22 protein-coding genes are annotated in these 25622 nt (G+C 70.6%); 9 read left to right on the top strand and 13 right to left on the bottom strand.

Annotation, left to right across the window (positions count from 1 at the left end; genetic code table 11):
* Positions 1-222 precede the first annotated feature (222 nt).
* The 3 genes from ACIBKX_RS19255 to ACIBKX_RS19245 all read right to left on the bottom strand — a co-directional run bounded on the left by ACIBKX_RS19255 (position 223) and on the right by ACIBKX_RS19245 (position 2800).
* Positions 223-1302, bottom strand: coding sequence for a HAMP domain-containing sensor histidine kinase (locus ACIBKX_RS19255; RefSeq protein WP_363271480.1), 1080 nt, complete (start codon positions 1300-1302; stop codon positions 223-225).
* 13 nt (positions 1303-1315) lie between these two features.
* Positions 1316-2056 (bottom strand): response regulator transcription factor, encoded by a 741-nt coding sequence (locus ACIBKX_RS19250; protein ID WP_135330435.1) that lies wholly within the window; start codon positions 2054-2056, stop codon positions 1316-1318.
* A gap of 66 nt (positions 2057-2122) precedes the next feature.
* A complete protein-coding gene (locus ACIBKX_RS19245; RefSeq protein ID WP_363271479.1) occupies positions 2123-2800 on the bottom strand; it encodes a spermidine synthase in 678 nt (225 codons plus the stop codon).
* Positions 2801-2974: 174 nt separating this feature from the next.
* Here ACIBKX_RS19245 and ACIBKX_RS19240 point away from each other — a divergent pair, with 174 nt between their 5' ends.
* Positions 2975-3718 (top strand): rhomboid-like protein, encoded by a 744-nt coding sequence (locus ACIBKX_RS19240; RefSeq protein WP_363271478.1) that lies wholly within the window; start codon positions 2975-2977, stop codon positions 3716-3718.
* Between the two features lie 36 nt (positions 3719-3754).
* Here the strand turns inward: ACIBKX_RS19240 and ACIBKX_RS19235 are convergent, their stop codons facing one another.
* Complete coding sequence (locus ACIBKX_RS19235) at positions 3755-4774, bottom strand: methyltransferase (RefSeq protein ID WP_363271477.1); 1020 nt, start codon at positions 4772-4774, stop codon at positions 3755-3757.
* 139 nt (positions 4775-4913) lie between these two features.
* On the opposite strand from ACIBKX_RS19235, the gene lon reads away from it, so the two are divergent.
* Positions 4914-7361, top strand: coding sequence for an endopeptidase La (lon, locus tag ACIBKX_RS19230; protein WP_363271476.1), 2448 nt, complete (start codon positions 4914-4916; stop codon positions 7359-7361).
* Positions 7362-7437: 76 nt separating this feature from the next.
* Here the strand turns inward: lon and ACIBKX_RS19225 are convergent, their stop codons facing one another.
* Positions 7438-8280: a lysozyme gene (locus tag ACIBKX_RS19225; RefSeq protein WP_363271475.1), complete on the bottom strand. Its 843-nt coding sequence runs from the start codon at positions 8278-8280 to the stop codon at positions 7438-7440.
* A 279-nt stretch (positions 8281-8559) separates the two neighbouring features.
* On the opposite strand from ACIBKX_RS19225, the gene ACIBKX_RS19220 reads away from it, so the two are divergent.
* Complete coding sequence (locus tag ACIBKX_RS19220) at positions 8560-9048, top strand: MarR family transcriptional regulator (RefSeq protein WP_363271474.1); 489 nt, start codon at positions 8560-8562, stop codon at positions 9046-9048.
* A 64-nt stretch (positions 9049-9112) separates the two neighbouring features.
* Here the strand turns inward: ACIBKX_RS19220 and ACIBKX_RS19215 are convergent, their stop codons facing one another.
* Positions 9113-9895, bottom strand: a complete 783-nt coding sequence (locus tag ACIBKX_RS19215) for a hypothetical protein (RefSeq protein WP_363271473.1) — start codon at positions 9893-9895, stop codon at positions 9113-9115.
* Positions 9896-10249: 354 nt separating this feature from the next.
* On the opposite strand from ACIBKX_RS19215, the gene ACIBKX_RS19210 reads away from it, so the two are divergent.
* The 5 genes from ACIBKX_RS19210 (at position 10250) to ACIBKX_RS19190 (ending at position 16029) form a co-directional block, all read left to right on the top strand.
* Positions 10250-13141: a nitrate- and nitrite sensing domain-containing protein gene (locus ACIBKX_RS19210; protein WP_399375837.1), complete on the top strand. Its 2892-nt coding sequence runs from the start codon at positions 10250-10252 to the stop codon at positions 13139-13141.
* 8 nt (positions 13142-13149) lie between these two features.
* Positions 13150-13653 (top strand): roadblock/LC7 domain-containing protein, encoded by a 504-nt coding sequence (locus ACIBKX_RS19205; protein WP_363271472.1) that lies wholly within the window; start codon positions 13150-13152, stop codon positions 13651-13653.
* Positions 13650-14054 carry a DUF742 domain-containing protein gene (locus ACIBKX_RS19200; protein WP_363271471.1) on the top strand — a complete coding sequence of 135 codons (405 nt, stop codon included), beginning with the start codon at positions 13650-13652 and terminating at the stop codon, positions 14052-14054. The genes ACIBKX_RS19205 and ACIBKX_RS19200 overlap by 4 nt, the downstream gene beginning before the upstream one ends.
* Positions 14035-14664 (top strand): ATP/GTP-binding protein, encoded by a 630-nt coding sequence (locus ACIBKX_RS19195; RefSeq protein ID WP_363271470.1) that lies wholly within the window; start codon positions 14035-14037, stop codon positions 14662-14664. Before ACIBKX_RS19200 ends, ACIBKX_RS19195 begins: the two co-directional genes overlap by 20 nt.
* Before the next feature lie 129 nt (positions 14665-14793).
* A complete protein-coding gene (locus ACIBKX_RS19190) occupies positions 14794-16029 on the top strand; it encodes a styrene monooxygenase/indole monooxygenase family protein (RefSeq protein WP_363271469.1) in 1236 nt (411 codons plus the stop codon).
* 1530 nt (positions 16030-17559) lie between these two features.
* Here ACIBKX_RS19190 and ACIBKX_RS19185 read toward each other — a convergent pair.
* From ACIBKX_RS19185 to ACIBKX_RS19170, 4 genes are all read right to left on the bottom strand, one after another.
* On the bottom strand, positions 17560-18699 hold the full coding sequence (locus tag ACIBKX_RS19185; RefSeq protein WP_363277642.1) for a C40 family peptidase: 1140 nt from the start codon (positions 18697-18699) through the stop codon (positions 17560-17562).
* Between the two features lie 151 nt (positions 18700-18850).
* Positions 18851-19123, bottom strand: a complete 273-nt coding sequence (locus ACIBKX_RS19180; RefSeq protein ID WP_363277643.1) for a hypothetical protein — start codon at positions 19121-19123, stop codon at positions 18851-18853.
* A 60-nt stretch (positions 19124-19183) separates the two neighbouring features.
* Complete coding sequence (locus ACIBKX_RS19175) at positions 19184-19918, bottom strand: TetR/AcrR family transcriptional regulator (protein WP_363277644.1); 735 nt, start codon at positions 19916-19918, stop codon at positions 19184-19186.
* 66 nt (positions 19919-19984) lie between these two features.
* A complete protein-coding gene (locus tag ACIBKX_RS19170) occupies positions 19985-20923 on the bottom strand; it encodes a diiron oxygenase (RefSeq protein ID WP_363277645.1) in 939 nt (312 codons plus the stop codon).
* A 214-nt stretch (positions 20924-21137) separates the two neighbouring features.
* Between ACIBKX_RS19170 and ACIBKX_RS19165 the strand changes: the two genes are divergently transcribed.
* Positions 21138-22247, top strand: a complete 1110-nt coding sequence (locus ACIBKX_RS19165) for a ferritin-like domain-containing protein (protein ID WP_363277646.1) — start codon at positions 21138-21140, stop codon at positions 22245-22247.
* 93 nt (positions 22248-22340) lie between these two features.
* On the opposite strand, the gene ACIBKX_RS19160 is transcribed toward ACIBKX_RS19165, so the two are convergent.
* The 3 genes from ACIBKX_RS19160 to ACIBKX_RS19150 form a co-directional block, all read right to left on the bottom strand.
* The gene (locus ACIBKX_RS19160) at positions 22341-23801 is read right to left on the bottom strand and encodes a penicillin-binding transpeptidase domain-containing protein (protein WP_363277647.1); all 1461 of its coding nucleotides are present in this window, start codon (positions 23799-23801) and stop codon (positions 22341-22343) included.
* Positions 23798-25162, bottom strand: a complete 1365-nt coding sequence (locus ACIBKX_RS19155) for an FtsW/RodA/SpoVE family cell cycle protein (protein WP_363277648.1) — start codon at positions 25160-25162, stop codon at positions 23798-23800. The genes ACIBKX_RS19160 and ACIBKX_RS19155 overlap by 4 nt, the downstream gene beginning before the upstream one ends.
* 74 nt (positions 25163-25236) lie before the next feature.
* Positions 25237-25596, bottom strand: a complete 360-nt coding sequence (locus ACIBKX_RS19150) for an SH3 domain-containing protein (protein WP_363277649.1) — start codon at positions 25594-25596, stop codon at positions 25237-25239.
* Between the last annotated feature and the right edge of the window lie 26 nt (positions 25597-25622).

Genomic DNA, 25622 nt, shown 5'->3' with positions numbered 1-25622 from the left:
GAAATAAAGGCTACGCCTCCATCGCCGTCAGGTGCAGACCGGGCCCGTCATCCGTCGCGTAAGTCACACTGGATGAGGGGTTTCGGTGACGTAAATGGCGGGAAACAAGCCAGGTTCCGCAACGCCAGATGGCCGCGCGGGGCCTCCCCTGCGCGGCGCCTTCACCCGGGCGCGCTCTCGATGCGCCCGCGAATCGCTTCCGCTTCGAACCCTACGTCAACTTCACACTTCGGGCAGGCCCGGAAGGGTGACGCGGATCCGGCAGCCCCGAGGGGATTCGGCCACCCCGATGTGCCCGCCGTGCAGATCCACCGCCCAGCGCGCGATGGCGAGGCCGAGGCCCGTGCCGCCGTCGCTGCCGGGGCCCTGCACGGGGGTGCCGCCGTGGCTGCCCCGGTTGAAGCGCTCGAAGACCTTGTGCCACTCCGACTCCGGGATGCCCGGGCCCTCGTCGAGGACCTCCAGGTCCAGGGACTCGGGGTAGACGCCGCGCCGGGCGCGCACGGTGACGCGGCCGTGCGGCGGGCTGTGCTTGACCGCGTTGTCGATGAGATTCGCCACGACCTGGTGCAGCCGCTCGGCGTCCGCGTGCGCGGTCAGCTCGGGCGGTGTCACGTCCAGGTGCAGATGGACGTCCGTACGCGTGTGACTGCCGGAGCCCGACGCGATGCCCGCCCGCGCGGAGGCCACCATGTTGGCCTCCTTCAGCACGCCGGACAGATAGGGCCACACCTCGAAGCGGCGCGCCTTCAGGGGTACGACGCCGTTGTCGAGCCGGGAGAGGTCGAGCAGCGTCTCCACGAGCCGCCCGAGCCGCTCCGTCTGCTTGAGCGCCGTACGCATCGTCTCCGGGTCGGCGGCGGAGACTCCGTCCACGACGTTCTCCAGGACCGCGCGCAGCGCCGCGATGGGGGTGCGCAGCTCGTGCGAGACGTTGGCGACCAGCTCCTTGCGCTGCTGGTCCTGGGCCTCCAGGTCGTCCGCCATGCGGTTGATCGTGGTGGCCACGTCGCCCAGCTCGTCACGCCGGTCCGCGCCCTGCGCCCGCCGCGTGTAGTCGCCGTGCGAGACGGCGCGGGCCACCGCGTTCATCTCGTCGAGCGGCGCGGTGAGGCTGTGCGCCACGAACTGCGTGATCAGCAGCGTGGCGATCACCGAGAAGACGGTGATGAAGCGCAGCTCGGTCTCCGTCTCCATCGCGACCATCAACAGGCCGGTCGTGATGAAGACCGACACGACCACCAGGGCGCCGAGCTTGGTCTTGATGGAGAAGGGCCGCAGTCCCGCGAATGGCCTGGTCATCGGCTGCCCGGCCTCACGGGGTCGGGGTCTCCAGGGCGTACCCGACGCCGTGCACCGTGCGGATCCGCTCGGCGCCGATCTTCCGGCGCAGCGCCTTGATGTGGCTGTCCACGGTCCGGGTGCCCGACGCGTCCGCCCAGTCCCACACCTCGGCGAGCAGCTGCTCGCGGGAGAGGACCGCGCGGGGGGTGTTGGCCAGGCAGACCAGGAGGTCGAACTCCGTGGGCGTCAGGTGCACGTCCTCGGAGCGGACTCTGACCCGCCGCTGGGCGTGGTCGATCTCCAGCTCGCCGAGACGCAGGATGCCGCTGCGCGGCGTGGTCGCGGCGAGCGCGGCCCGCTCGACCCTGCGCAGCAGGACGTGCACCCGCGCCGCCAGCTCCCGCATGGAGAACGGCTTGGTCATGTAGTCGTCGGCGCCGACGCCGAGCCCGACCAGCATGTCCGTCTCGTCGTCGCGCGCCGTCAGCATGAGCACCGGAACCGGCCGCTGGGCCTGCACCCGGCGGCACACTTCAAGCCCGTCGAAGCCCGGCAGCATGATGTCCAGGATCAGCAGGTCGGGCTGCCACGCCTGCGCGGTGTCGACCGCCGCCGGGCCGTCCCCGGCCGTTTGCACAACAAAACCCTCGGCACGTAGCCGGGCGGCGATGGCGTCGACGATCGTCGGGTCGTCCTCGACCACCAGAACCCGGCGCTGGGCGCCTGGCATCGCGGCCGTCGCTCCGTTGTGGGAGGTGTGTGTCTGCTCCATCGCCCCGCCCCTGACACTGATCGCTTGTGTTCGGTCAGCAGGGTACGGGTCGCGAAGGCACCTCGGCTACGCAGCCCTGACGCCGAGATGAACCACGTCGGGTACGCCTCGGGCAACGGGGATCTCTTCGGCTCGTACCGACTGGAATCCGGCATTCCGTAGAGCGAAGTCGAAACTGGACGAGGGCTGCGCGGACCACACGGCGAGCACTCCTCCGGGGTTCAGCCGGGCATGACAGGCGGCCAGACCGGCGGACGAGTAAAGGGAGTTGTTGTCCTCCGTCACGGTCCAGTCGGGCCCGTTGTCGATGTCGAGACAGAGCGCGTCGTAGGTGTCGGGCGCTTCATGGACGTACTCGACGAGGTCCGTATGCAGAATCTCCGTACGAGGATCGGCGAGGGCGGCGCCGGAGAACTCGCCCAGCGGGCCCTCGCGATGCCAGTCGATGATGGCCCCCTCGCGCTCCACCACGGCGATACGGCCCCAGCGCGGGTCCGCCGCCGCGTGGGCGAGCGAGAAGCCGACGCCGAGCCCGCCGATGAGGACGCCCGGTCGCGGGCGGCCGTCGAGGGCGTCCAGGGCCGCGTCGATCAGCAGCCGCTCCGAGCGGCCGTCCGAAGTGTCCATCAGGAAACAGCCGTTGGCGATGATCTGCAGCAGCTCACCGTGGCGCCGCAGCACGACCTCGCCGTACGGGCCCTCGCGCCGGTCGACGACGACGGGGGCGGTGGTGTGGGTGTGCATGGCGGCCAGCGTATGGGGGAGGCGATGCGTCGGCCGGGCACCGCGGGCGGACAATGGGGGCGGACGCGTAAAAGCCCTGTGAGGTTGATGTGATTTCCGCCTCACGTGGCGCCGATCATAGACAGCGCCCGAAATCTCGGCATTGGGTGGACGGGACGGAAGGAGCGCCGCACCGTGAACCGGAGTTCTACGGCTGCCCCCGCGGCACCCGAGGAGACCGCCCGCCCCACCCTGGACGGCATCCCGGCACAGCGGGGACCCGCGACGGCTCCGGCCCGCCCCCGCCGGGTGTCCCCGTGGCGCGGGCTGCGCCCCTGGCACCTGCTTCCGACTCCGACGGGTACGCCTTTCACCTTCGGGTACGCCGTGGTCCTCGCCGCCACTTCCCTGCTCGCGCAGCACGCGGACCCGGAGCTGGTCTCGACCCTGCAGCAGGGTTCGAGCACGGACGTGGCCCACCTGACCCAGCAGCCGTTCCTCGTCCTGGTCGCGAGCGCCCTGTGGATAGCGGGCGGCATAGCGTCGCCGTACGCGATCGGCTTCCTCCTCGTCCTGACGGCACTGGAACGCCGGATCGGCGCGCTGCGCACGGCGGGGGTCTTCCTGCTCGGGCATGTCGTGGCCACCCTCGCCACGGAGGTACCGGTCGGCTTCTCGGTCCTGGCGGGTCATCTCCCGGAGAGCTCCCTGCACCGCCTCGACTACGGGATCAGCTTCGGGGTGGCGGCGAGCGTGGGCGCGCTGACCGGCCTGTTCCGCCCGTGGCTGCGCTGGGTGGTCCTCGCGGCCTTCGGCGGCATGCTCCTGGAAGACCTGATCGCCTTCACGGACCCGCTGACCAACTGGGGCCACCTGCTGGCGCTGCTGATCGGCGTGGCGACATGGCCGGTGGTACGGCGGTGGCGGCAGCCCGTCTGAGTGCGGGCCGCCGCGATCACCCGCCACCTCCACCGACTACCCGGTCACCCCCTCCACCACCGACGGAAACGCCCGCGTCGGCAGGACCCTGTTGAGGTTCAGGCCCGCCGCCCGCAGGAGTTCCGCGAACTCCGGGCGGGTGCGTTCCTGGCCGTCGACTATTGCTGCCATTGCCACGTCCAGGGCCTTTCCTGGGTGCGGCTCGTTTCCGGACGGCAGAACCGACTCGACGATCACTATGCGCGCGCCCGGCGCCATCGCCTCGCGGCAGTTGCGCAGGATGCGTACGCAGGCGTCGTCCGGCCAGTCGTGCAGGACGTGCTTGAGGACGTAGACGTCGGCGCCCGCGGGGACCTCGGTGAAGAAGTCGCCCGGGATTGCCTGCCAGCGGCCCGCCAACTCCTTGTCGTCGCCGAGGATCTGGCTGCTCACCGCCGGCGCCTGGTCCAGGAGTACGCCGTGGAGTGCGGGGCGGCGGCGCAGTACCGCGCGCAGGAGCCCGCCACGGCCGCCGCCGACGTCGACGATCGTGCCCCGCTCCGGGAAGGGGTACGTGTCCGCGATCACCTCGTCTATCGGGGCCGAGAGGGACGTCATGCCGTCGTCGAACAGGTTCCGTAACTCCGGATCCGTCGCCAGGTGCGCGAAGAACGGCTGCCCGAAGATCCGCTCGAACGACGGGCCCGCCTTCCGCACCGTCTCCTCCAGACCCGCCGACGTCCGCTGGAACGTCTCGTCGGTCAGCATCAGGATCATCGCGTGCTGCGAGTGCGGGACGTCCGTGCGCAGGGCGTCCGCGAGTGGCGTCAGGTGGAACGTGCCCGTCTCGTCCTCGCGGAAGATGCCGCGCGTCGCGAGGTAGCGCAGGACGCGGCCCAGATGCTCCGGGTGTGTGCCGGTCAGGGCGGCCAGGTCCTTCGGGGTGCGCGGGGCGGACGCCAGGTGATCGGCTATCCGGCAGCTCGTCGCCGTACGCAGTGCCGCCGAGAAGAGGTGCCCGAGGGCGTGCTCCATCAGCAGGCCTGCGTAGTCGAGGTCGTTCTGCGGTGACTCCACTTGGATCCCTCCGAAAGGACGAATGGGCGAAGTACCCACCGTCCCAGCGATCGCTCACAGCGAACAGACCCGGGGGAACATTCATGGGCTCATGAGCATTGAGTCGGTATAGCTCAACTTGAATGCCGAAAGGGAGATCATGGCTTCGACGTCCACACCGCTCACCCTGCCCGTGTTGCCGCTCGACGACGAGGTCGTGCTGCCCGGCATGGTGGTTCCGTTCGACCTTTCCGATGCCGACGTACGAGCCGCGGTGGAGGCCGCCCAAGCGGCCGCCCGTTCCAGTGGCAGTAGCAGCAAGCCGCAGGTCCTTCTTGTTCCGCGCATCGACGGGACGTACGCCGCGACCGGCGTCCTCGGCACCGTCGAGCAGGTCGGCCGGCTCTCCGACGGCGACCCCGGCGCGCTGATCCGAGGCCGCGGCCGCGTACGCATCGGCGCCGGGACCACCGGGCCCGGAGCCGCGCTCTGGGTGGAGGGGCTCAAGGTCGACGAGACCTTGCCCGAGCCTTCCCCAAGTTCTCAACTTCGTTCGAACAGGGGAGCCCCCATCCCCGGCGCGGTCGCCGAGCTCGTCACGGAGTACAAGGCGCTCGCCACCAGCTGGCTGAAGAAGCGCGGGGCCTGGCAGGTCGTGGACCGCGTCCAGCAGATCGAAGATGTGTCCGCCCTCGCCGACAACTCCGGGTACTCGCCCTTCCTCTCCACCGAACAGAAGATCCAGCTCCTGGAGACCGACGACCCCGCCGCCCGGCTGAAGCTCGCCACCGAGCAGCTCCGCGAGCACCTCGCCGAGCAGGACGTCGCCGAGTCCATCGCCAAGGACGTCCAGGAAGGCGTCGACAAGCAGCAGCGCGAGTTCCTGCTGCGGCGCCAGCTGGACGCCGTACGCAAGGAACTGCGCGAACTCAACGGAGAGCAGGAAGGCGAGGAGTCCGACGACTACCGTGCCCGTGTCGAGGCCGCCGATCTGCCGGAGAAGGTCCGCGAAGCAGCCCTCAAGGAGGTCGACAAGCTGGAGCGCGCGAGCGACCAGTCGCCCGAGGGTTCCTGGATCAGGACCTGGCTCGACACCGTCCTCGAACTGCCGTGGACCGAGCGGACCGAGGACGAGTACGACATCCGGGGCGCGCAGAACGTGCTCGACGCCGAGCACGCGGGCCTGGAGGACGTGAAGGAGCGGATCACCGAGTACCTGGCGGTGCGCAAGCGGCGCGCGGACCGGGGGCTCGGCGTGGTCGGCGGGCGGCGCGGCGGCGCCGTGCTCGCCCTCGTCGGTCCGCCCGGCGTCGGCAAGACCAGCCTCGGCGAGTCCGTCGCGCACGCCATGGGGCGCAAGTTCGTGCGGGTCGCGCTCGGCGGCGTACGCGATGAGGCCGAGATCCGCGGACACCGGCGTACGTACGTCGGAGCGCTGCCCGGACGCATCGTGCGGGCCATCAAGGAGGCCGGGTCCATGAACCCGGTGGTGCTGCTCGACGAGATCGACAAGGTGGGGTCCGACTTCCGGGGCGACCCGGCGGCAGCGCTGCTCGAAGTCCTCGACCCGGCGCAGAACCACACCTTCCGCGACCACTACCTGGAGGTGGAGCTGGACCTGAGCGACGTCGTCTTCCTCGCCACCGCCAACGTCCTCGAAGCCATCCCGGAGGCCCTGCTCGACCGTATGGAGCTCGTCCGGCTCGACGGCTACACCGAGGACGAGAAGGTCGTCATCGCCCGCGACCACCTGCTCCCGCGCCAGCTGGAGCGTGCGGGTCTCGGGGAGGGCGAAGTGGCCCTGGACGAGAGCGCGTTGCGCAAGCTCGCGGGGGAGTACACGCGAGAGGCGGGCGTACGCAATCTGGAGCGCTCCGTCGCCAGGCTGCTCCGCAAGGTCGCCGCCCAGCATGAACTGGGCGAGCGGGAGCTGCCGTTCACGGTGACGGACGAGGATCTGCGGGGTCTGATCGGGCGGCCGCACCACGTGCCCGAGTCCGCGCAGGACCCGGCCGAGCGGCGCACGGCGGTGCCGGGTGTCGCGACCGGGCTCGCGGTCACCGGGGCGGGTGGTGACGTCCTGTTCGTGGAGGCGTCGCTCGCCGATCCGGAGACGGGCGCGTCGGGTCTTACCCTGACCGGTCAGCTGGGTGACGTGATGAAGGAGTCCGCGCAGATCGCGCTCTCCTTCCTCCGCTCGCACGGCGCCGAACTGGAGCTGCCCGTCGGGGACTTGAAGGAGCGGGGCGCGCATGTGCACTTCCCGGCCGGCGCGGTCCCCAAGGACGGGCCGAGCGCGGGCGTCACCCTGACGACCGCCCTCGCCTCGCTGCTCAGCGGGCGGCTCGTCCGTACGGACGTGGCCATGACCGGCGAGGTCTCGCTGACCGGGCGGGTGCTTCCGATCGGCGGCGTCAAGCAGAAGCTGCTTGCCGCGCACCGGGCCGGGATCACCACGGTGATCATCCCGAAGCGGAACGAGGCCGACCTGGACGACGTCCCCGCGGAGATCCTCGCGAAGCTGGACGTGCACCCGGTCACGGATGTCCGCCAGGTGCTGGAACTGGCCCTGACGGAGGCCGAGGTGAGGGTGCCGGCCGCCGCGTGACGGAGGCGGTCGGTGGAGGAAGGGCCCGGGACCCCCGCGAGGGGTGTCCCGGGCCCGCTCACGTCATGCGCGTCGCTCAGCCGTTGGCGAGCGCCACCACCCTGTCGAGGGCGCCGTTGAACTTGTTGTGGTCACCGACGGTCGGGCCCGTCGAGGTGTACTGCCACATGGTGTAGAAGCCCCAGCCGGCCGGCAGCTCGCCGGGCGCGCTGGCGTAACGGGCGATCCACAGCGGGTTGTTGACGGCGAAGCCGCCGTAGTTGCCGGTGCACTGCTTCCACCAGCTGGTGGCGGTGTAGATCACCGCGTGCCGGCCGGTGCGGGCCTTGTACTGGTTCAGGAAGTCACGGATCCAGGTGACCATGGCGCTCTGCGACTTGCCGAAGCAGGCCGCCCCGTACGGATTCCACTCGATGTCGAGCGCCCCCGGCAGCGTCTTGCCGTCCCTCGACCAGCCGCCGCCGTTGTCCACGAAGTAGTTGGCCTGCGCGGCGCCGCTGGAGGTGTCGGGCGTCGCGAAGTGGTAGGCGCCGCGGATCATGCCGACGTTGTACGAACCGTTGTACTGCTGGGCGAAGTAGGGGTTCTTGTAGTACGTGCCCTCGGTGGCCTTCACATAGGCCCACTTCACTCCGCTGTTCCAGAGCGTCGACCAGGCGACGTTGCCCTGGTGGCTGCTGACGTCGACGCCCTCGGTCTGGACGGCGTCGCCGCTGGGCGGCAGTCCGCCCTGTCCGTCGTGCTCGATGACGCCCTGGCCCATCCGGGCGGTGCCGCGGGCGGGTACGTCGTCGCCGTCGGCGGCCGTCGCGGCGCCGGGCAGGGTGAGGAGGAGGGAGAGGGCGGAGAGGACTGCGAGCAGGATTCCGGCCGCTGATCTGCGCGAGCGGCGGGGCGTTCCGGGTCTGTGCACGGGCATGGGCGTGCCTCCGAAGGCCTCGGGTGAGCTCGATGGAGCTCGTGGGGGGACCTGTCGACATGTTGTGGTGTGAACATGTCACCCACGACGCTACGCACGTAGACCCGTGGCTGGGAAGAGGGCCCGGGAGGTGCCGTTGGTCTACTCCTGCGGCGGTGTCCGGGGCACGGACCGGCGCGGCCGTACGAAATACTGGCCGAGCTGCGGCAATGGGCGGGTGCCCGCCGCGGCGGCCGCCGTGCGGGGCGGAAACCTTCACGATCCGGAAAGAAGCGGGCCATGGGTGCTGACGTGCACGAGAGCGGGAACGACGGCGGAATCGAGGTGAACGGCGGGGTCGACCGCGAGTTCCTCTCCCTGGAGCGGGAGTTGACCCTGCTGCTGCGCCGGGCCCGCGCCTCGTCCGGCGAGATGGCCCGCCAGGTCCACCCGGACCTGGAGCCCGCCGCGTACGGACTTCTGGTCTGCCTCGACGACTCCGGCCCGCAGCGCGCGACCGACCTTGCCGCCTACATCGGCGTCGGCAAGGCCACGATGAGCCGTCAGCTGCGGGCCCTGGAGGAGTTGGGCCTCGTCGCCCGCGAGCCGGACCCCGCGGACGGCCGGGCGTGGCTGGTGCATCTCACGGAGTCGGGGGGCGCGCGGTTCCGTACGGTGCGGGCGGCTCGGCGCGAGCGGTACGTCCGGCAGCTTTCCGGGTGGGAGCGGAGTGAGGTCGCCGAGCTGGCCCGGCTGCTGCATCAGTTGAATTCTTCGGCTGAGGGGTAGTTGAGGGGAAGCTGAGGGGAAGCTGCTGAGGGGCGGGGGCGCTGCGGTGCCCGGGCGCCCCCAGTCACAACTCCGCGTACACCGCCGCCGCGTCGTCATGGCACTTGCCGCGGCGGAACTCCTTGCCCTCCGGGTCCCGGCGTTCCAGCTCCCTCACCCGGTCCACCAACCGCTGCGCCCCCTCCTTGCGGAGCAGGGTGAAGCAGTCCGTCCAGTCGCCCTCCCCGAACGTCTCCACCCAGCGGCCCGCGCCGTCCGTCAGGGCCGCCAGTGCCGTCACCTCGGCGCGCGGGCTCTCGCCCGTCACCGCGCGGGTCGCCGTCGACGGGTCCGCCGCCGCCGTGAAGAAGCCGCCCTCCGCGTTGCGCAGGGCCTCGATCGCGGGGACGCTCCTGCGGACCGACCGCGGGATTCGGGCGAGGCGGTCGTCGAGGACCGGGGTGACCCGGCCGGCGGGGGAGGCGAGGAGGAGGGCCGAGTCGGAGAGGACCAGGTGTTCGACGCGGGTGTCGTCCCAACGCGCGAGAACCACCGTGGCCTGAGGCGTACGCGGGTGAGAAAGGTCACAGGTTTGAGAATGTGACGCCGCTGTGCGGGTGATCGCGGCCCCGAGGATCTCAGTGAGCGTCATATCCCGCCGCGAAACGGACAGTTCGCTCAGCGTGCCGCCGAGTCGCGCCGTGAACCAGTGGACGGAATGCAGACAGCCGTCGTCCCCGGCCGGCGGAGTCACGCCGTCCAGGAGGACGAGTGAACCGCCCTGTCCGGATGCGGGAAGCATGACCGCGGCATAGTCCTCGTTGGGGCGTGCGGGGTCGCCGGGCTCGGTGGCGAGTTCGATGCGCATCCAGCCAGTCTGCACGAGGCCTTCACAAGGTCATCGGAGGGCTGCAAATGACCGTCGATTGGCCCGGACCAGCAGGTCAGACGCCGGATTTCGGCCGGAATGATCAACTCCGGCGGCGTGTGGCCGCGCATCTTGCCAAAGCCTGCGGGCGACGTCCAACCGGCGCACCGTGGCGGGCCCGAATCGTTCAACTCGGGACTTGCTCGCCAACTCCCCGCCGATGTTCACTCCTTCGGGTGGCCAGGCAGGCGATGCGCGACCGCCACTCATCGGCACTGAAAGGGTCAGGAGCCGTACCGGGGGCGCGTGTGTTGACGGATCGTCACCCGGCCCATGGGCAGACGAAAAACAAGAATGCGAGCACCGGTGCAGAAGATGCGGCCTCGGCGCAAAGGCAAGCAGACGGCTTCTGACGGGGCCACGCCGGGCGCGACCACCCCTACAGAGCGTGTGCCGGAGCAGTCGGCGGGCGAGGCCCCGACGGCCGGGCAGGCCCCCGGCGTGCCCGCTCCCGACGGGGCGAACAGCGGCGGCGGTACTCCCGCGCCGCCCGCGAAGTCCGTCAACTCCAAGCCCACCGCGCGCGTGCGCAACCGCCTCATGGTCGCCGTCGCCGTCGTGGCCGCCGCGATCGCCGGGGCCGGGGCGCCCGCCATCGTGGCCGCCTCCGGGCAACTGAGCGACGCCCAGCGTCTGGTCACGCTCGCCGAGCGCACCCAGGAGGCCGTCTCCCTCGGCCACTCCCTCGCCGACGAGCGCGACGAGGTCACCTCGTACATCGCCGCGGGCCGCCCGCGGGGCAAGGGGCTCTCCGAGAGCCGCAGCGCCCGCGTCGACCGCCAGATCGACGAACTGCGCACCGCCGATGCCCCGGCCGCGCTCCGCAAGGATCTCGCCGACATCGCCTCCGTCCGCAGAGCGGCGCTCACCGGCAAGAGCACCGCTCTCGAAGCGCACACGGCGTACTCGGACGTCATCACCGAACTGCACACCCTCACCCGCGAACTCGCCGAGCAGACCCCGCCCCGCGCGGGCACCGGCGCCTACGCCCTCGCCGACCTCGACCACGCCGTCGAGCAGGCCGCCGGGGCCCGCGGACTTCTCCTCGCCGCCCTCGCCGTCCCCCGCTCCACGCAGAGCAACACCGCCGTCGACCCCGTCACCGGTCTGCCCACCACGGTCGTCGACGAGTCCTCCGCCGACGAGAAGGCCCGCGACGGGCTGACCGCCGCAGCCCAGCGCGCCAACCTCCGTGAGCAGGCCGCCCTCGCGGACTTCCGGGACGCCGCGGCGGACGGCCCCCGTGCCACGTACGACTCGACGGTCACCGGCAACGAGGTGACCACGGCCGAGAAGTACCTGGCCCGTCTCACCGACCAGCCCACGCTCTCCACCGCCGAGCGCGGCTACAACCCCAGGAAGCTCGACGCCGCGCTCTCCGCCCGCATCGAGATGATGCGCGGCGCCGAGTCCTCGCTCACCGTCAAGCGCACCAAGGACCTGGAGAAGCTGCGCGACGACGACGTCACCGCGCTGGAGATCCGCGTCGCCCTCGTCGGCGTCACCCTGCTCGTCGCCGTCGGCATGACGATGGCGATGGCCCGTACGCTCACCCGCCCGCTCGCCGTCCTGCGCATCGGCTCCGCCCGCCTCGCGGGCGAGCCCGCGCCACAGGAGCCCATCCGCTTCACCGGCCGCGACGACGAGTTCGCCCAGGTCGTACGGTCCGTCAACGCGCTGCACGGCCACGCGGCCGCCCTCACCGAGCGGCTGACCACGCTCGAAGCCGACCGCAAGCACCTCATCGGGCAGCGCCAGTCGATGGCCGACGAGCGGGAGAAGCTGCGCGGCGAACTGGCCGAGGCCGCCGCCCACCTGGAGCGGGTGCGGCAGTCCATCCACGGCACGTTCGTGAACCTCGCGCTGCGGACGCTCGGCCTGGTCGAGCGGCAGCTCGCGGTCATCGAGAACCTGGAGGACCGCGAGCAGGACCCCGACCGTCTCGCCACGCTCTTCAAGCTCGACCACTTCGCCACGGTCATGCGCCGGCACAGCGAGAACCTGCTGGTCCTCGCCGGTGCCGAGCACGGACACCAGCACCCCGGACCCGTCCCGCTCGTCGACGTCGTACGCGCGGCCGTCTCCGAGATCGAGCGGTACGAGCGGGTGCGCATCGCCACGCTGCCGCCGCACGCGCATGTCGCCGGGTTCGCCGCGGACGACATCAGCCACCTGGTCGCCGAACTGCTCGAGAACGCGACCTCGTTCTCGCCGCCGGACGCGTCCGTGGAGGTCTCCGGGTGGCTCCTGGAGAGCGGCGAGGTCATGCTCTCCGTCCAGGACGAGGGCATAGGGGTCACCCCCGACCGGATGACCGAGCTCAACGCCCGGCTCGCGGACTTCAGTCCCGACGACGCGTACGACCAGGAGGCGGGGGACGGGCTCGGGCTCGGCCTCTACGTCGTGGCGCGGCTCGCCGCGCGGCACGGGGCGCGGGTTCGCCTGCGCGAGCAGAAGCAGGGGGGTGTCGCGGCGGTCGTCGTGCTGCCCAAGTCCATCCTCGCCGCCGCACCCGCGGTCGCGCCGCCGCCGGTGAGTGTCCCTGGTGCGGGGGCGGCGCCTTCTGTGCACCTTCCCGGCTCTGAAGCCGAGGCGAACTCCAACGTCCTTCCTGGGCGGGCTGCTTCCGGTGCCGATCCGCTGATTGCCGCCGCGGAAGTGGCCGTCCGGGAAGCCGAGGCGGAAACGACGCTGGAGCTTGTCCCTCCGGCCGTCGACGAGGGGCCGGCGACCGAGGGCGAGCCGGAGGCCGAGGCCGAGGCCGAGGCCGAGATCGAGATCGAGCCCGCAGCTGAAGCCGTGCCCGCGCCTGAAGCCGTGCCCGCAGCTGAGGCCGTGCCCGAGTCCGAAGAGGCCGCGGTTGAGCCTGAAGCCCCCGCCGAACCCAAGTGGGAGCGCGTCACCGACAAGGGGCTGCCCAAGCGGACGCCGAAGATCACCGCGCCCGAGCCGACCGTGCCCAAGCCGCGGGGCGGGGCCGTCGACGCCGAGGCGCTGCGCAAGCGGCTCGGCGGGTTCCACCAGGGGGCGATCAGCGGGCGGCGGGACGTAGCGGCCGAGCTGACGGAACGTACCGAGAAGACCGAAAGCACCACGAGCACCACGAGCACCACCGGCACCACTGGCACCACCAGCACCGCACGTACCGAAAACATGGGGGAATCAGTCGAGGAGGCAAGCAGTTGACTGCGCCCATGCGCTCGCCCAGTTCGGCCACCGGTGGCACCGCCACCGGGTTCGGACTGAGCAGCGAAGCCCGCAACCTGCACTGGCTGCTGACGAATCTCGTCGAGGAGGTGCAAGGTCTGCTCTCGGTCGCGGTGGTCTCCTCCGACGGGCTGCTCCTGCTCTCCTCCGACCCGGCCAGGAACAACGAGGCGGCGGTGGACAACAGCGCCGGGCCCAAGGGTTCGAGCGCCGACCTCGCCACCATCGTCTCCGGCCTCGGCTCGCTCTGTATCGGCGCCTCCAAGCTGATGGACGCCGGAGCGGTCAAACAGACCGTCGTCGCGATGGAGGAGGGCAGCCTCTTCGTCATGTCGATCAGCGACGGCTCGCTGCTCGGCGTACACGCGACCCCGGACTGCGACATGAGCGTCGTCGCCTACCACATGGCGCTCTTCGTCGGCCGTGCCGGGCATGTCCTCACCCCCGAACTCCGCAGTGAGCTGCGCCAGTCGATGGAGAGCCTCCGATGAGCAGTAAGCCCGGCAAGCTGCCCCAACGGGGCGGCGACCGCAAACCCGCGCGAGTACGCCCGTATTCGCTCACCGGCGGCCGTACCCGCTTCGGCCACGTCCTGCTCGTCGAGACGTTCGTGGCGGCGCTCGAAGCCCCCGAGGAGCGCCTCGAACTGCCGCAGGGCAACCTCTCCACCCGCGTCATGCCGGAGCTGCGGGCCATCGTCGAGATCTGCCGCCGGATGCGTACGGTCGCGGAGATCGCCGCGCTCCTGAAGATGCCGCTCGGCGTGGTCCGCGTACTGCTCAGCGACCTCGCAGACCAGGGAAAGATCCGCGTGTACGGAACGGGCCACGGCCCGGGACAGCCGGACCGCGCACTGCTCGAAAGGGTGCTCAGTGGACTCCGCCGTCTCTGAACTCCGGCACCCGGGCCCCGACCCGGACGAGAACCTCCAGGCCTGGCAGACGGACCGCAGCCGTGCCCCGATCGCGACGAAGATCGTCGTGGCGGGCGGCTTCGGCGTCGGCAAGACGACCCTGGTCACCGCCGTCTCCGAGATCACGCCCCTCCAGACGGAGGCGCTGATGACGCAGGCGAGCGAGGACACCGACGACCTCACGGCGACGCCGGACAAGACCACGACCACGGTCGCCATGGACTTCGGCCGGATCACGCTCGACGACGACCTGGTGCTCTACCTCTTCGGTACGCCGGGGCAGCAGCGCTTCTGGTTCATGTGGGACGACCTGGTGCGCGGCGCGATCGGCGCGGTGGTCCTCGCGGACACCCGCCGCCTGCCCGACTGCTTCCCCGCGCTCGACTACTTCGAGAGCTGCGGTCTGCCGTACATCGTGGCCGTCAACCACTTCGACGGCACAGAGGAGTTCGAGGCCGCGGACGTCCGTGAGGCGCTGACGATCCCGCCGCACATACCGGTGCTGATCATGGACGCACGGCAGCGGATCTCGGTGATCGAGTCGCTGCTCGCGCTGGTCGGCCATGCCCTGGAGGCAACGCCCGAATAGGTTTAGCCTTCACCTTTTCAGGGCTCAGGTTTACAGGCCTCAGGTTTACAGGCGTCAGGTTTTCAGGCGTCAGGTCTATCGGCCTCAGCTTTAGGCCCTCAGTTTTCAGTACGTAGGAGAAGCAGCCGCATGCGGAAGATACTCGTCGTCGGAGCCGGTCAGGCCGGGCTCCAGATCGCTCTCGGACTCCAGTCGCAGGGGTACGAGGTCACCCTGATGTCCAACCGCACGGCGGACGAGGTCCGGTCCGGCCGGGTCATGTCCACGCAGTGCATGTTCGACACCGCGCTGCAGCACGAGCGCGACATCCAGGCCAACTTCTGGGAGTCCCAGGCCCCGAAGATCGAGGGCCTCGGTGTCTCGGTCGCGGGTCCGGACTCGTCTCGCGTGATCGACTGGGTCGGCAAGCTGGACGGGTACGCCCAGTCCGTCGACCAGCGCGTGAAGATGGCCGGCTGGATGGAGACGTTCGCGCAGCGCGGGGGCCAGCTGGTCATCCACGGCGCGGCGGTCTCGGACCTGGACTACTTCTCCCGTACGTACGACCTGGTCCTCGTCTCGGCGGGCAAGGGCGAGCTGGTGTCGATGTTCGAGCGGGACGCGTCCCGTTCCCCGTACGACACCCCGCAGCGCGCGCTCGCCGTCGCGTACGTCCACGGGATGGGCCCGCGCCCCGAGCACCCCGAGTTCGACGCGGTGCGGTGCAACCTGGTGCCGGGGGTCGGCGAGCTGTTCGTCATGCCGACGCTGACGACGTCCGGCCGCGCGGACATCCTCTTCTGGGAGGGCGTCCCGGGCGGTCCGCTCGACGTCTTCCAGGGCGTCAAGGACCCCTCCGAGCACCTGGCGCTGACGCTGGAGCTCCTGGAGAAGTTCACGCCGTGGGAGTACGCCCGTGCCACCAAGGTCGAACTGACCGACGCGGGCGGCACGTTGAGTGGGCGGTACGCGCCGACGGTGCGCAAGCCGATCGGGCGGCTGCCCAGCGGCGGCCTCGTCCTGGGCGTCGCCGACGTGGTCGTCGCCAACGACCCGATCACGGGCCAGGGCTCCAACTCGGCGTCCAAGTGCGCCGCCTCGTACCTCTCCTCGATCATCGAGAACGGGCAGAAGGAGTTCGACGAGGCGTGGATGCAGTCGACGTTCGACCGCTACTGGGAGACGGCGCAGCACGTCACCAAGTGGACGAACACGATGCTGGCGCCGCCGCCGGAGCACGTCCTGAACCTGATCGGCGCGGCGGGCCAGCTCCAGCCGGCAGCGGACCGTTTCGCCAACGGCTTCAACAACCCGGCGGACTTCGAGAACTTCTTCTACGAGCCGGAGAAGACAGGGGCCTATCTGGCTTCGCTGAGCGGGGAGTGAGCTTCGCCGCGCGGGGCGGGGCCGGGGTTTGATCACTGGCGGCTGCGGGGCGCCGCCGGGTTCCTGGCGAGCGTCCCAGCGGACCGGCACTTTGCGCACGGCCCCGGGGCTGCCATGCCCCTGCTCCGAGTCGCTCCGCCTGGGCTGAACTGCCGTTCCTGGCACGACTGCCCCGCGGGTGTGAACCGTGGGGGCGGCTGCGTGGGGGTGGCCCGGTGTCTTCGATGGTTGCCGGGGCCGCCCGGCTTCTGGGGAGTGTGGCGGTTCCGGCGGTCCTGTAAAGGGCGCTTCGCTGCGCTACGCGTCGGCTTCGCCGATTCCGCTTGCGCTCCACCCTTGACAGGCCCGCCTCCACCGCAGTGACCCTTTTGACCGGGCGGCCAGGGGAGGGGACTCACGGGAGGGACCGGCAGGGCGGTTCGGTCTTCGTGCCGGGTGCGGACTAGTCCGGTGCAGCTCGCCCACTCGGTGAAGGCGGGGCCCGACAGGCCGGCTCCGCCCCGGAGCCTGGGGCGGCCGTCCTGCCGGGTGCGGACTAGTCCGTTGCAGGTACCGCTAGTTGGGAGCGGTGGGGGTGTGCGTCCGGTCCGGGGGTGGGCCCCGGCTTCGTCAAGTGTCTCCTTCTGCCGACTGGATCTTCCAAAAGGGCGGCTGGAGAGGCTTGTTGGCAGGAAAATCCCACGACACGCCGCCCCCACCCCCCAATCGGCGGGACTTTCTCGTATCCCTCCCCGAATTCCCTCTCCCGGCACCCGAGATGACCGATATGTCGAGATGAGGGTTGGGCTGCAAGACCCCGCCAGTCACACACGCCTTGACCACCTCCCCTTCATCGCGCCGCCCCTCCCAGCTTCTGCCACCGACCCCCGGCCCCCGGCCACGCGACGTCCACCACCCGGCACCGCCACCGGAGCTTCCCCGCCTGCCGGGCGGCGCCCTCTCTGTGTGACGTGCGCCCCGGAAGATCCGGTCGGTGGACGCTTGACGAAACCGGGACCCATCCCCGCACCGGCCGCGCACCCCCGTTCCTCCCATCTGGCGGCGCCTGCAACGGACCAGTCCGCAGACGGCGCGACGACCGGCCCGGCCGCCGGAGCGAAGCCGGTGCCTGCCGGGCCGCGCCCTTCTGTGTGACCGAGACTGAAACGAACCAGTCCGCAGACGGCATGAAGACCGGGCACCGGACCGGTCCCTCCCGTGAGTCCCCTCCCGTGGCCGCCCGGTCAAGAAGGTCTCTGCGGTGGAGGTGGGCCTGTCAAGGGTGGAGCGCAAGCGGAATCGGCGAAGCCGACGCGACGAAGGAGCGCCCTTTACAGGGGCGCCGGAACCGCCATACTCCGGAGCACCGGGCGGCCCCGGCGCCGATCGAAGACACCGGGCCACCCAAAGCAGCCGCCCTACCCAGCCCCACGCTGGGCCTCCACCCGTGCCGGCGACGGCAGTTCAGCTCAGGTGGGGGCGGGTGGGTGGGGGTTGGGCGGGGCCGACTGAGCGCAGGAGGGATGCACCCCGGCGGCCCGCCCGCCGGCATCAAGGCCGCGCCGTAGACACCCCCTCGTCGCTGCCCTCCCTCGCTCCCCGCGGCAGCTTCGGGGGCTTGTAGCCGCGCATTGGCTTGGCGCCGGGGTCGGGGCGGACCGCGCCGTGGACGGGGTTTGCGGCGATGGGGGAGACCTTGACCCGTGAGCCGGGGCGGGGGGCCTGGATCACCATGCCGTCGCCCAGGTACATCGCCACGTGTGTCGCCTTGGGGAAGTAGACGACCAGGTCGCCCGGCCGCAGCTTCTCCAGCGGGATCCGGCGCAGCTCCGCCCACTGTTCCTGTGACGTGCGGGGGATCGGCTCGCCTGCCGCTGCCCAGGCCTGGGAGGTGAGGCCCGAGCAGTCGTATGTCTTCGGGCCCTCCGCGCCCCACTCGTACCGCTTGCCGATCTGGCGTACGGCGAAGTCCAGAGCCGCGTTGCCGCGGCGCGACGGTGCCGCTGCCGGTGAACCGCTCAGGGCGCCCGACGCCAGGAATTCGCGCTGGGCCTCGGCCATCCCCTTTTCCTCCGCCCGCGCGAGCTCCGCCAGCTGCTCCGCGGTCAGTGAGGCGAGCAGGTCCTCCACCTCCTTGAGCCGGCCCTTCACCTTGTCCCGGTTCTTCTTCTGCCGTTCCGCCAGGGCGACTTGTGCCGCCAGCGCCCCCTTCGCCTCCGCCGCAAGCCCCGCCGCCTTCTTCTCGCCGCCCACCAGCCGGTCCACCGCCGCCGCCCGCTCCGCCGCGACCCGGCCGAGCACATGGCCCTGGTCCAGCGCCTGCTGCGGATTGCGGGCGAGCAGAAGGCGTACGTAGGGAGAGAAGTCCGAGGTGCCCTGGTACTGCTGGCGGGCGAAACGGCCCGCGTCGCCCCTGCTGTCACGTACCGAGGCGCGCGCCTTGGCCAGGCCCCGGTTCAGCCGGGCGACCTCTGTGCGCTGCTTCTTCAGCTTCTCCTCGGTCGCGTTGTACGTCTCCGTGGCGTCCTCCGCGTTCTGGTAGAGGCCCTGAAGGTCGGTCAGGAGCTGGGACACCGAGCGCTCGCCCGGTCCTTCCGGGCCCGGAGCCGCGTACGAGGGGGGAGTCGCTGCCAGGAGTGCGCCCACCGTCGCCCCCGTACCGAACCACCGCAGCAGCAGCCTGCCTGACATCCCATCACCTCCGCCGCGCGGGCGGCCCGTCCGGCCCGCACGGCGAGCATCGGCCCCGGTGCGCGGGCCCGCCTCCGGGCGGTGGGCGGGTTGGCGCAACGGGGTCACTCGTCCAGGGCGGCACGGCGCGGCGGGCTTGCCCGGAGCGGGGCTAGGCCCCCGGCTTCGACCACGGCCACTTCAGGCCGGACCCGGCCTTGTCGCCCTCGGGGTCGTACTCGTACTTCCAGCCGGGATGCAGGCCGAGCCGCTTGCCCGCGGCCTTCGCCACCCGTCGGTACACGAGCACGGTCGGCTCGCCGCCCGCCTCGTCCGGGACCGGGACGCGGTACACCTTGGGCGGGTGGCCGGTGGGGCCCAGCAGGATGGGCAGGACGCGGCCGTCCAGGGGGCCACCCACGAAGGGGGTGTCTTCGCTCTTCACCGGACCAGTGTCACAGCCGCCCGCGCCACCCGCCCACAGCAGGTGCGCCGCCCCACCCGCTCACAGCAGGTGCGCCGCATCGCTCACCACCGGCAGCACCCGCCGCGCCAGCGAGCCCGCGGGGCCGTCCGGGGGCTCCATGGCGAGCGCGGCCCGTACCGCCTCCGCCGTCTGCGGGTCGCGGCCCGCCGCGGCCACAAGCACCGCCATGAACTGTTCGACGAGCCAGTCCCGCAGCTCGTCGAGCGGCGGCTGCTTCTCCTCGTCCAGCCAGATCAGCGAGGCCGCCTCGACGGAGGTGATCCACATCCGTACGGTCATCCGCAGCCGGGGGCCCGCGTGGGCGCCGGCGACCTCCAGGTGGGTCAGGATGTGCTCCGCCGCCGTCCGGCGCACCTCGTCCACGATCGCCGTCGTACGCGAGGTCTCCACGACGCTGCCGCCCTGCAGCAGCGCGCTGAACCCCGCGTCGTGCTGGTCGACGAAGGCGAGGTAGCGGTCGAGCGCGTTGCCCAGGCGCCGGGTGAGCGGGCCGTCCGGCGGCTCGGCGAAGCACTGCTCCAGATCGTCGGCCGCCGAGCGCAGCGCCGCCTCGTACAGCTGCTGCTTGCCGCCCGGGAAGTAGCGGTAGACGAGCGGCCGTGACACCCCGGCCACCTCCGCCACGTCGTCCAGCGAGACCTCGTCGGGCGCGCGCACGGCGAAGAGGGAGAGGGCGGCTTCGAGCAGCTGCCGCCGCCGCTCCTCGACGCTGAGCCGCCGGTACGCGCGGGTGGGAGCAGCAGGCGAGGTCATGCCCGCAGCGTATCCGGCCTGTCGAACAAGCGCCCAGAACCCTGCGAACCCTGCGTACCCGCCCAGTTACGCCAGCAGCCCCGAGCTCTTCCACAGCCGCCGGCCCGCGCCCCGCAGCACCCCGATGTCGTCAAGGAAGTCCGTGAGCCGCTTGGCGCCCGTCTGCATCACCTCGCGGCGGTGGCCGCTCGCCTTCACCTGGGCCATGGCCTCCCGCTTGTCCAGGCCCACGTTCGTATAGACCTCGGGGTTGATGAAGGCGATGGAGAAGACCCGGGCGAACTCGCCCGAGGTGAGGCGGGTGAACTCCTGGGACCAGCGGGGCGCGGTCACCATCTGGCGGCGCAGCTCTTCACGGGCGTACCGGACATGGCGCGCCTCCTCCACGACGTGGATGCGCGTGACGCCCCGGATGAGGGTCTGGACGCGCTCGTCGGGGAACGTGAGGCGCTGCATCCAGTCGAGGATCTCCTCGCCGAGCAGCGTCGCCGTGAACGAACCGGGTGTCGTCGAGATGGTCTTGAAGAGGCGGCCGAGGTTCCGGTGGATCGTGCTGACCGGGTAGTAGGGCGCGTCGCCGCGTGTGATCAGGCGGGCGAACATCTTCGAGTGCCGGCACTCGTCCTCGATCTCCGTGAGGGCGTACCGCACGTGCGCGCTCGTGGCCGGCTTGTCGTAGATGTGTCGTACGAGGAGCTGCATCAGGATCAGTTCGAACCAGATGCCGAGCGAGGCGAGGGCCGCGGCCTCGTGCTGGGAGAGCGCGATGCGCTGCTCCTCGCTCATCCGCCGCCACATCGGGGTGCCGTACAGGGAGACCAGCTCCGGCGGCCAGAACCATTTGCCCTCCTCGAAGGGCGACTCCCAGTCCAGCTCCTTGTCGGGGTCGAAGGAGTGCTTGGCGGACGAGTCGAGCAGCCGCTCGGCCACCTGTTCGCGGTCCTTGAGCAGCCCGAGCGCGTCCCGCAGGCCTTCGAGCGCCGCGTCCTCCGTCATGGTCGTCATGGCTGTGCCCCTGCCTCGTCGTCGCACTTACGCACACTTACCGGCGGTCACGACTTATGAGACTGCCTGTCAGCAAGGCCGTCAATCCCTTGCGCACGACTTGTTGACCCGGCGTCAGGAAGCGTGTGAGCCTGCCCATGGGGGCGAGTGCACCGACGTAGCAAGTCCGCTGGCGAACACGAGGTTCGATCAAGGCCACCCCTAGGAGCCGTCTGTGTCCACGCAGGAGCTGTATACGCACGTACCCGACGACACCATCTGGCAGATACCGGCGAATGGCGCGGCCCGCTTCAGCTGGGAGTACGACGAAGGACGTGAGCGTCTCCTCGCCCTCTACCAGAAGGGCAAGGACAAGCAGTGGGACGGCGCCAAGCGCATCGCCTGGGACCTGGAGGTCGACCCGCTCGACCCGCTCGGCACCCCCGACGAGTCGATGTCGCTCTACGGCACCCGGCACTGGGACAAGATGAACGAGCGCGACCGGGGCGAGCTGCGCAAGCACTATGCCTCCTGGCAGTTCAGCCAGTTCCTGCACGGCGAGCAGGGCGCGATGGTCTGCGCGGCGCGCATCGTGGAGTCCGTGCCCGACCTGGACGCGAAGTTCTACTCCGCGACCCAGACCATGGACGAGGCGCGGCACGCGGAGGTCTACGGCCGCTTCCTGCACGACAAGATCGGCATGCTCTACCCGATCAACGACAACCTCCAGTCACTCCTCGGCGACACCCTGCGCGACTCCCGCTGGGACATGCCGTATCTGGGCATGCAGGTGCTCATCGAGGGGCTCGCCCTGGCCGCGTTCGGCATGATCCGCGACACGACGGACAAGCCGCTGCCGAAGCAGATCCTCGCGTACGTCATGCAGGACGAGGCCCGGCATGTGGCCTTCGGGCGGATGGCCCTGCGCGACTACTACAAGCAGCTCAGCGACGCCGAACTCCGCGAGCGCGAGGAATTCGTCATCGAGGGCTGCTACTTGATGCGGGACCGGCTGCGCGGCGTCGAGGTCCTGGACAACTTCGGCATCCCCAAGGCGGAGGCCGAGGAGTACACCGAGAACTCCGAATTCCTCGCCCTGTTCCGGCAGTTGCTCTTCAGCCGCATCGTGCCCTGCGTCAAGGACATCGGCCTGTGGGGCAAGCGCCTCCAGGAGGCCTACGTCGACATGGGCGTCTTCGAGATGGGCAACGCCAACCTCGACCAGCTGATGGCCCAGGACGAGGAGATCGCGGAGAAGCTGGACGCGGAGCGGTTCGCCGCGGAGGAAGGCGAGCGGGTGGCGGAGGTCGCGGAGACGATCGCCGCGGGTGAGGCCGCGGACTGAGGCCGACACGGCGGGCGGCGGTCACTGGACGGGCGGGCGGCGCGGCATGCTCCGACGGCTGTGGCGGACGGGTGTCGGACGACCTTGACCGGCTCAACCGCCGCTGATCACCGCCTCCATGACCGCCTTCGCGACAGGCGCCGCACTCCCACCCCCGCTGATGTCCCCCCGGTCCGCCGCCGCGTCCTCAACGACCACCGCCACCGCCACCGACGGCTCCGGGTCGTCGGTGGCCTGGGCCCACGAGATGAACCAGGCGTACGGAGTGCCGGAGTTGCCGATGCCGTGTTGGGCCGTGCCCGTCTTGCCGCCCACCGTCACGTCGGGGATCGCCGCGTTCGTGCCCGTGCCCTCCTCGACGACGTCCGTCATCAGCTCCCGCAGCTGCATCGCCGTCGCGGGGTTCATCGCCTGCTGGAGGGTCCTGGTGCCGTTGGTGGACACCACGTCGCCGTCGTCGGTGGTCGTGCTGTCCACCAGATAGGGGGATTTGACGGAGCCGCCGTTCGCGACCGCCGCCGAGACCATCGCCATCTGGAGCGGCGTCGCCCGGGTGTCGTACTGGCCGATGGAGGACAGCGCCAGCTGTGCCCTGTCCATCTCCGTGTCGAAGTTGCTGGCCGAGACGGAGGACGGGATCTTCAGGTCCGCGTCGTTGAAGCCGAAGTTCCGCGCCGTCGTCACCATGTCGCCCAGGCCGGTGTCCACACCAAGCTTGGCGAAGACTGTGTTGCAGGACCACTCGAAGGCGTACCTCAGGGACGCGTTGGTGCAGCCCTCCACCTCGTTCGTCAGCTCGGTCGTGGTGCCGGGCAGCGTGTACGGGTTCGGGGACTTGGTCGCCGCGTCCAGGTCCGTGACCTTGCCCGCGTCCAGCGCCGCCGCGGCCGTCACCACCTTGAACGTCGAACCCGGCGGATACGTCTGCCGGATCGCCCGGTTCAGCATCGGCTTGTCGGCACTGCCGTTCAGCGACGCCCAGGACCTCGCCACCGACTCGCTGGTGCCGGAGAGCCGCTCGGGATCGTACGAAGGCGTGCTCACCAGGGCGAGGATCTTCCCGGTGGCCGGCTCGATCGCGGCCACCGCGCCCTTCTTCCCGCCGAGCCCCGTGTACGCGGCCTGCTGCGCCGCCGCCCTGATCGTCGTCCGCACCTTGCCGCCCGGGTTCTGCTCGCGGCTGATGTCGTTCCACAGCGGGAGCGGGGCGAGCATCGGGTCGGTGCCGGAGAGGATGTCGTCCTCGGCGTTCTCCAGGAACGTCGTGCCGTAGACCTGCGAGGCGTAGCCGGTGACGGGCGCGTACAACGGGCCGTTCTTGTACGTCCGTTCATAGCGCAGCTGCTCTCCGGTGTCCTTGGAGCCGGTGACCGGACGGTCGTCGACCATGATGTCGCCGCGCGGCTGGTCGAAGCGGGTGATGGCCTGGCGGCGGTTGGCGGGGTTGTCGTCCAGGGAGCCGGACTGCACGACCTGGATCCGGGTCGCGTTCACAAGCAGGGCGATGAGCAGCAGCGCGCAGAACGCGGCGGCATGGCGGATGTACCGGGTCACGACGGCTCCTGGGGGAGGGGCTGGCTGCGGGCCGAGTCGCTGAGCCGGATCAGCAGCGCCACGATGATCCAGTTGGTGACGACCGACGAACCGCCCTGCGCGAGGAACGGCATGGCCATGCCGGTCAGCGGGATGAGCCCGCTCACGCCGCCCGCGATCACGAACACCTGGAGCGCCACGATCGAGGCGAGCCCCACCGCGAGCAGCCGCCCGAACGCGTCCCGCAGTGCGAGCCCGGCACGGAAGCCGCGCTCCACGAGCAGGGCGTAGAGCAGGAAGATCGCGGTGAGTCCGACCAGGCCCAGTTCTTCGCCCGCCGTCGCCAGGATGAAGTCGGACTTCGCGGCGAAGCCGATGAGGATGGAGTGGCCGAGGCCGAGCCCGGTGCCGAGCATGCCGCCCGCCGCGAACGCGAAGAGGGACTGGGCGAGTTGGTTGGGGCCCTCGCCCGCGTCGATGGAGGCGAAGGGGTGCAGCCAGTCCTCGACCCGGCTGTGCACATGGGGTTCGAGCGAGCCGACCGCGAAGGCGCCGAGCGCGGCAAGCAGCAGGCCGACCGCGATCCAGCCGGTGCGCCCGGTCGCGACGTACAGCAGGATCACGAAGAGCCCGAAGAAGAGCAGCGAGGTCCCGAGGTCCCGTTCGAGGACCAGGACGCCGACGCTGAGCAGCCAGATCGCGACGAGCGGACCGAGCACCCGGCCGGTCGGCAGCTGGAGGCGCTTCAGCTTCCACACCGTACGGCCGGTGTAGGCCAGCGCGTTGCGGTTGGCGGCCAGATAGCTGGCGAAGAAGATCGCGAGGAGGATCTTGGCGAACTCGCCGGGCTGGATGGAGAATCCGCCGATCCTGATCCAGATCCGGGCGCCGTTCACGGCGGGGAAGAAGATCGGCACGATCATCAGGACGAGGGCGGAGACCACGGAGATGTACGCATAGCGCTGGAGCACCCGGTGGTCGCGCAGGAACACGACGACGGCGATGAAGAGCGCGACGCCGGCGGTGGACCAGACGAGTTGCGTGGGCGCCGCCTCGTCGCCCGGTGTCTCCAGGTCGAGCCGGTAGATGAGGACGAGACCAAGGCCGTTGAGCAGCACGGCGATCGGCAGCAGCAGCGGATCGGCGTACGGCGCGCGGAGGCGGACCGCGAGATGGGCGAGGAGCGCGAGCACCCCGAGCCCGGCGCCGTAACCTGCGGCGCCGGGCGGGACGGAGCCGTTCTTGGCGAGGCCGACATCGCAGTAGCCGTAGACCGACAGCAGGACGGCCACGACGATCAGGGCGAGTTCGGTGCCACGGCGCCGGGGGACGCGAACAGCGGGTACGGAGGGAGGTGCCGAGCCCACTGTTGTTCCGGTCATGCCCGGAACGTAGCAAGCGATAGGCCCCAATGTCCGTTTATGTCACCGTGTGCTGGACGTGTGCTGAAGATATGTCAGCACCAGCGGGGTGCGGGCCCGATGTTCTGGATGTAGTACGCGGCGCCCCAGGCCCACGTGCCGTCGGTCAGCAGATACCAGCGGTCGTTGCCGTTCACGTGGTCGCCGGTCGTCTTGCAGAAGATGGTGACGATCGCGCCGTACGGCTCGGTGCGGATCACCTCGCTCCCGCGCGTCGGCGCCGTGCGGAGCAGTAGCCCCGTCTTGGCGGTGACCCGGCCCTTGTAGACCTGTGGGTGGTTGTTGCCGGCGTCGTCGGCCGCGGAGGCGGGGCCGGTCAGGGTGAGTGCGGCGAGCGCGCCGCCGGCCGCGAGTATGCCGAGGCGGGTGGTGGTCGCGGTGGGCCGAAGGGACATGGGGGTCTCCTCTGTGTGGGGCAGTA

It is taken from the genome of Streptomyces sp. NPDC050658, from assembly GCF_044457025.1.
Classification (GTDB): Bacteria; Actinomycetota; Actinomycetes; order Streptomycetales; family Streptomycetaceae; genus Streptomyces.
This window is presented reverse-complemented; position numbering and strand designations above follow the sequence as displayed.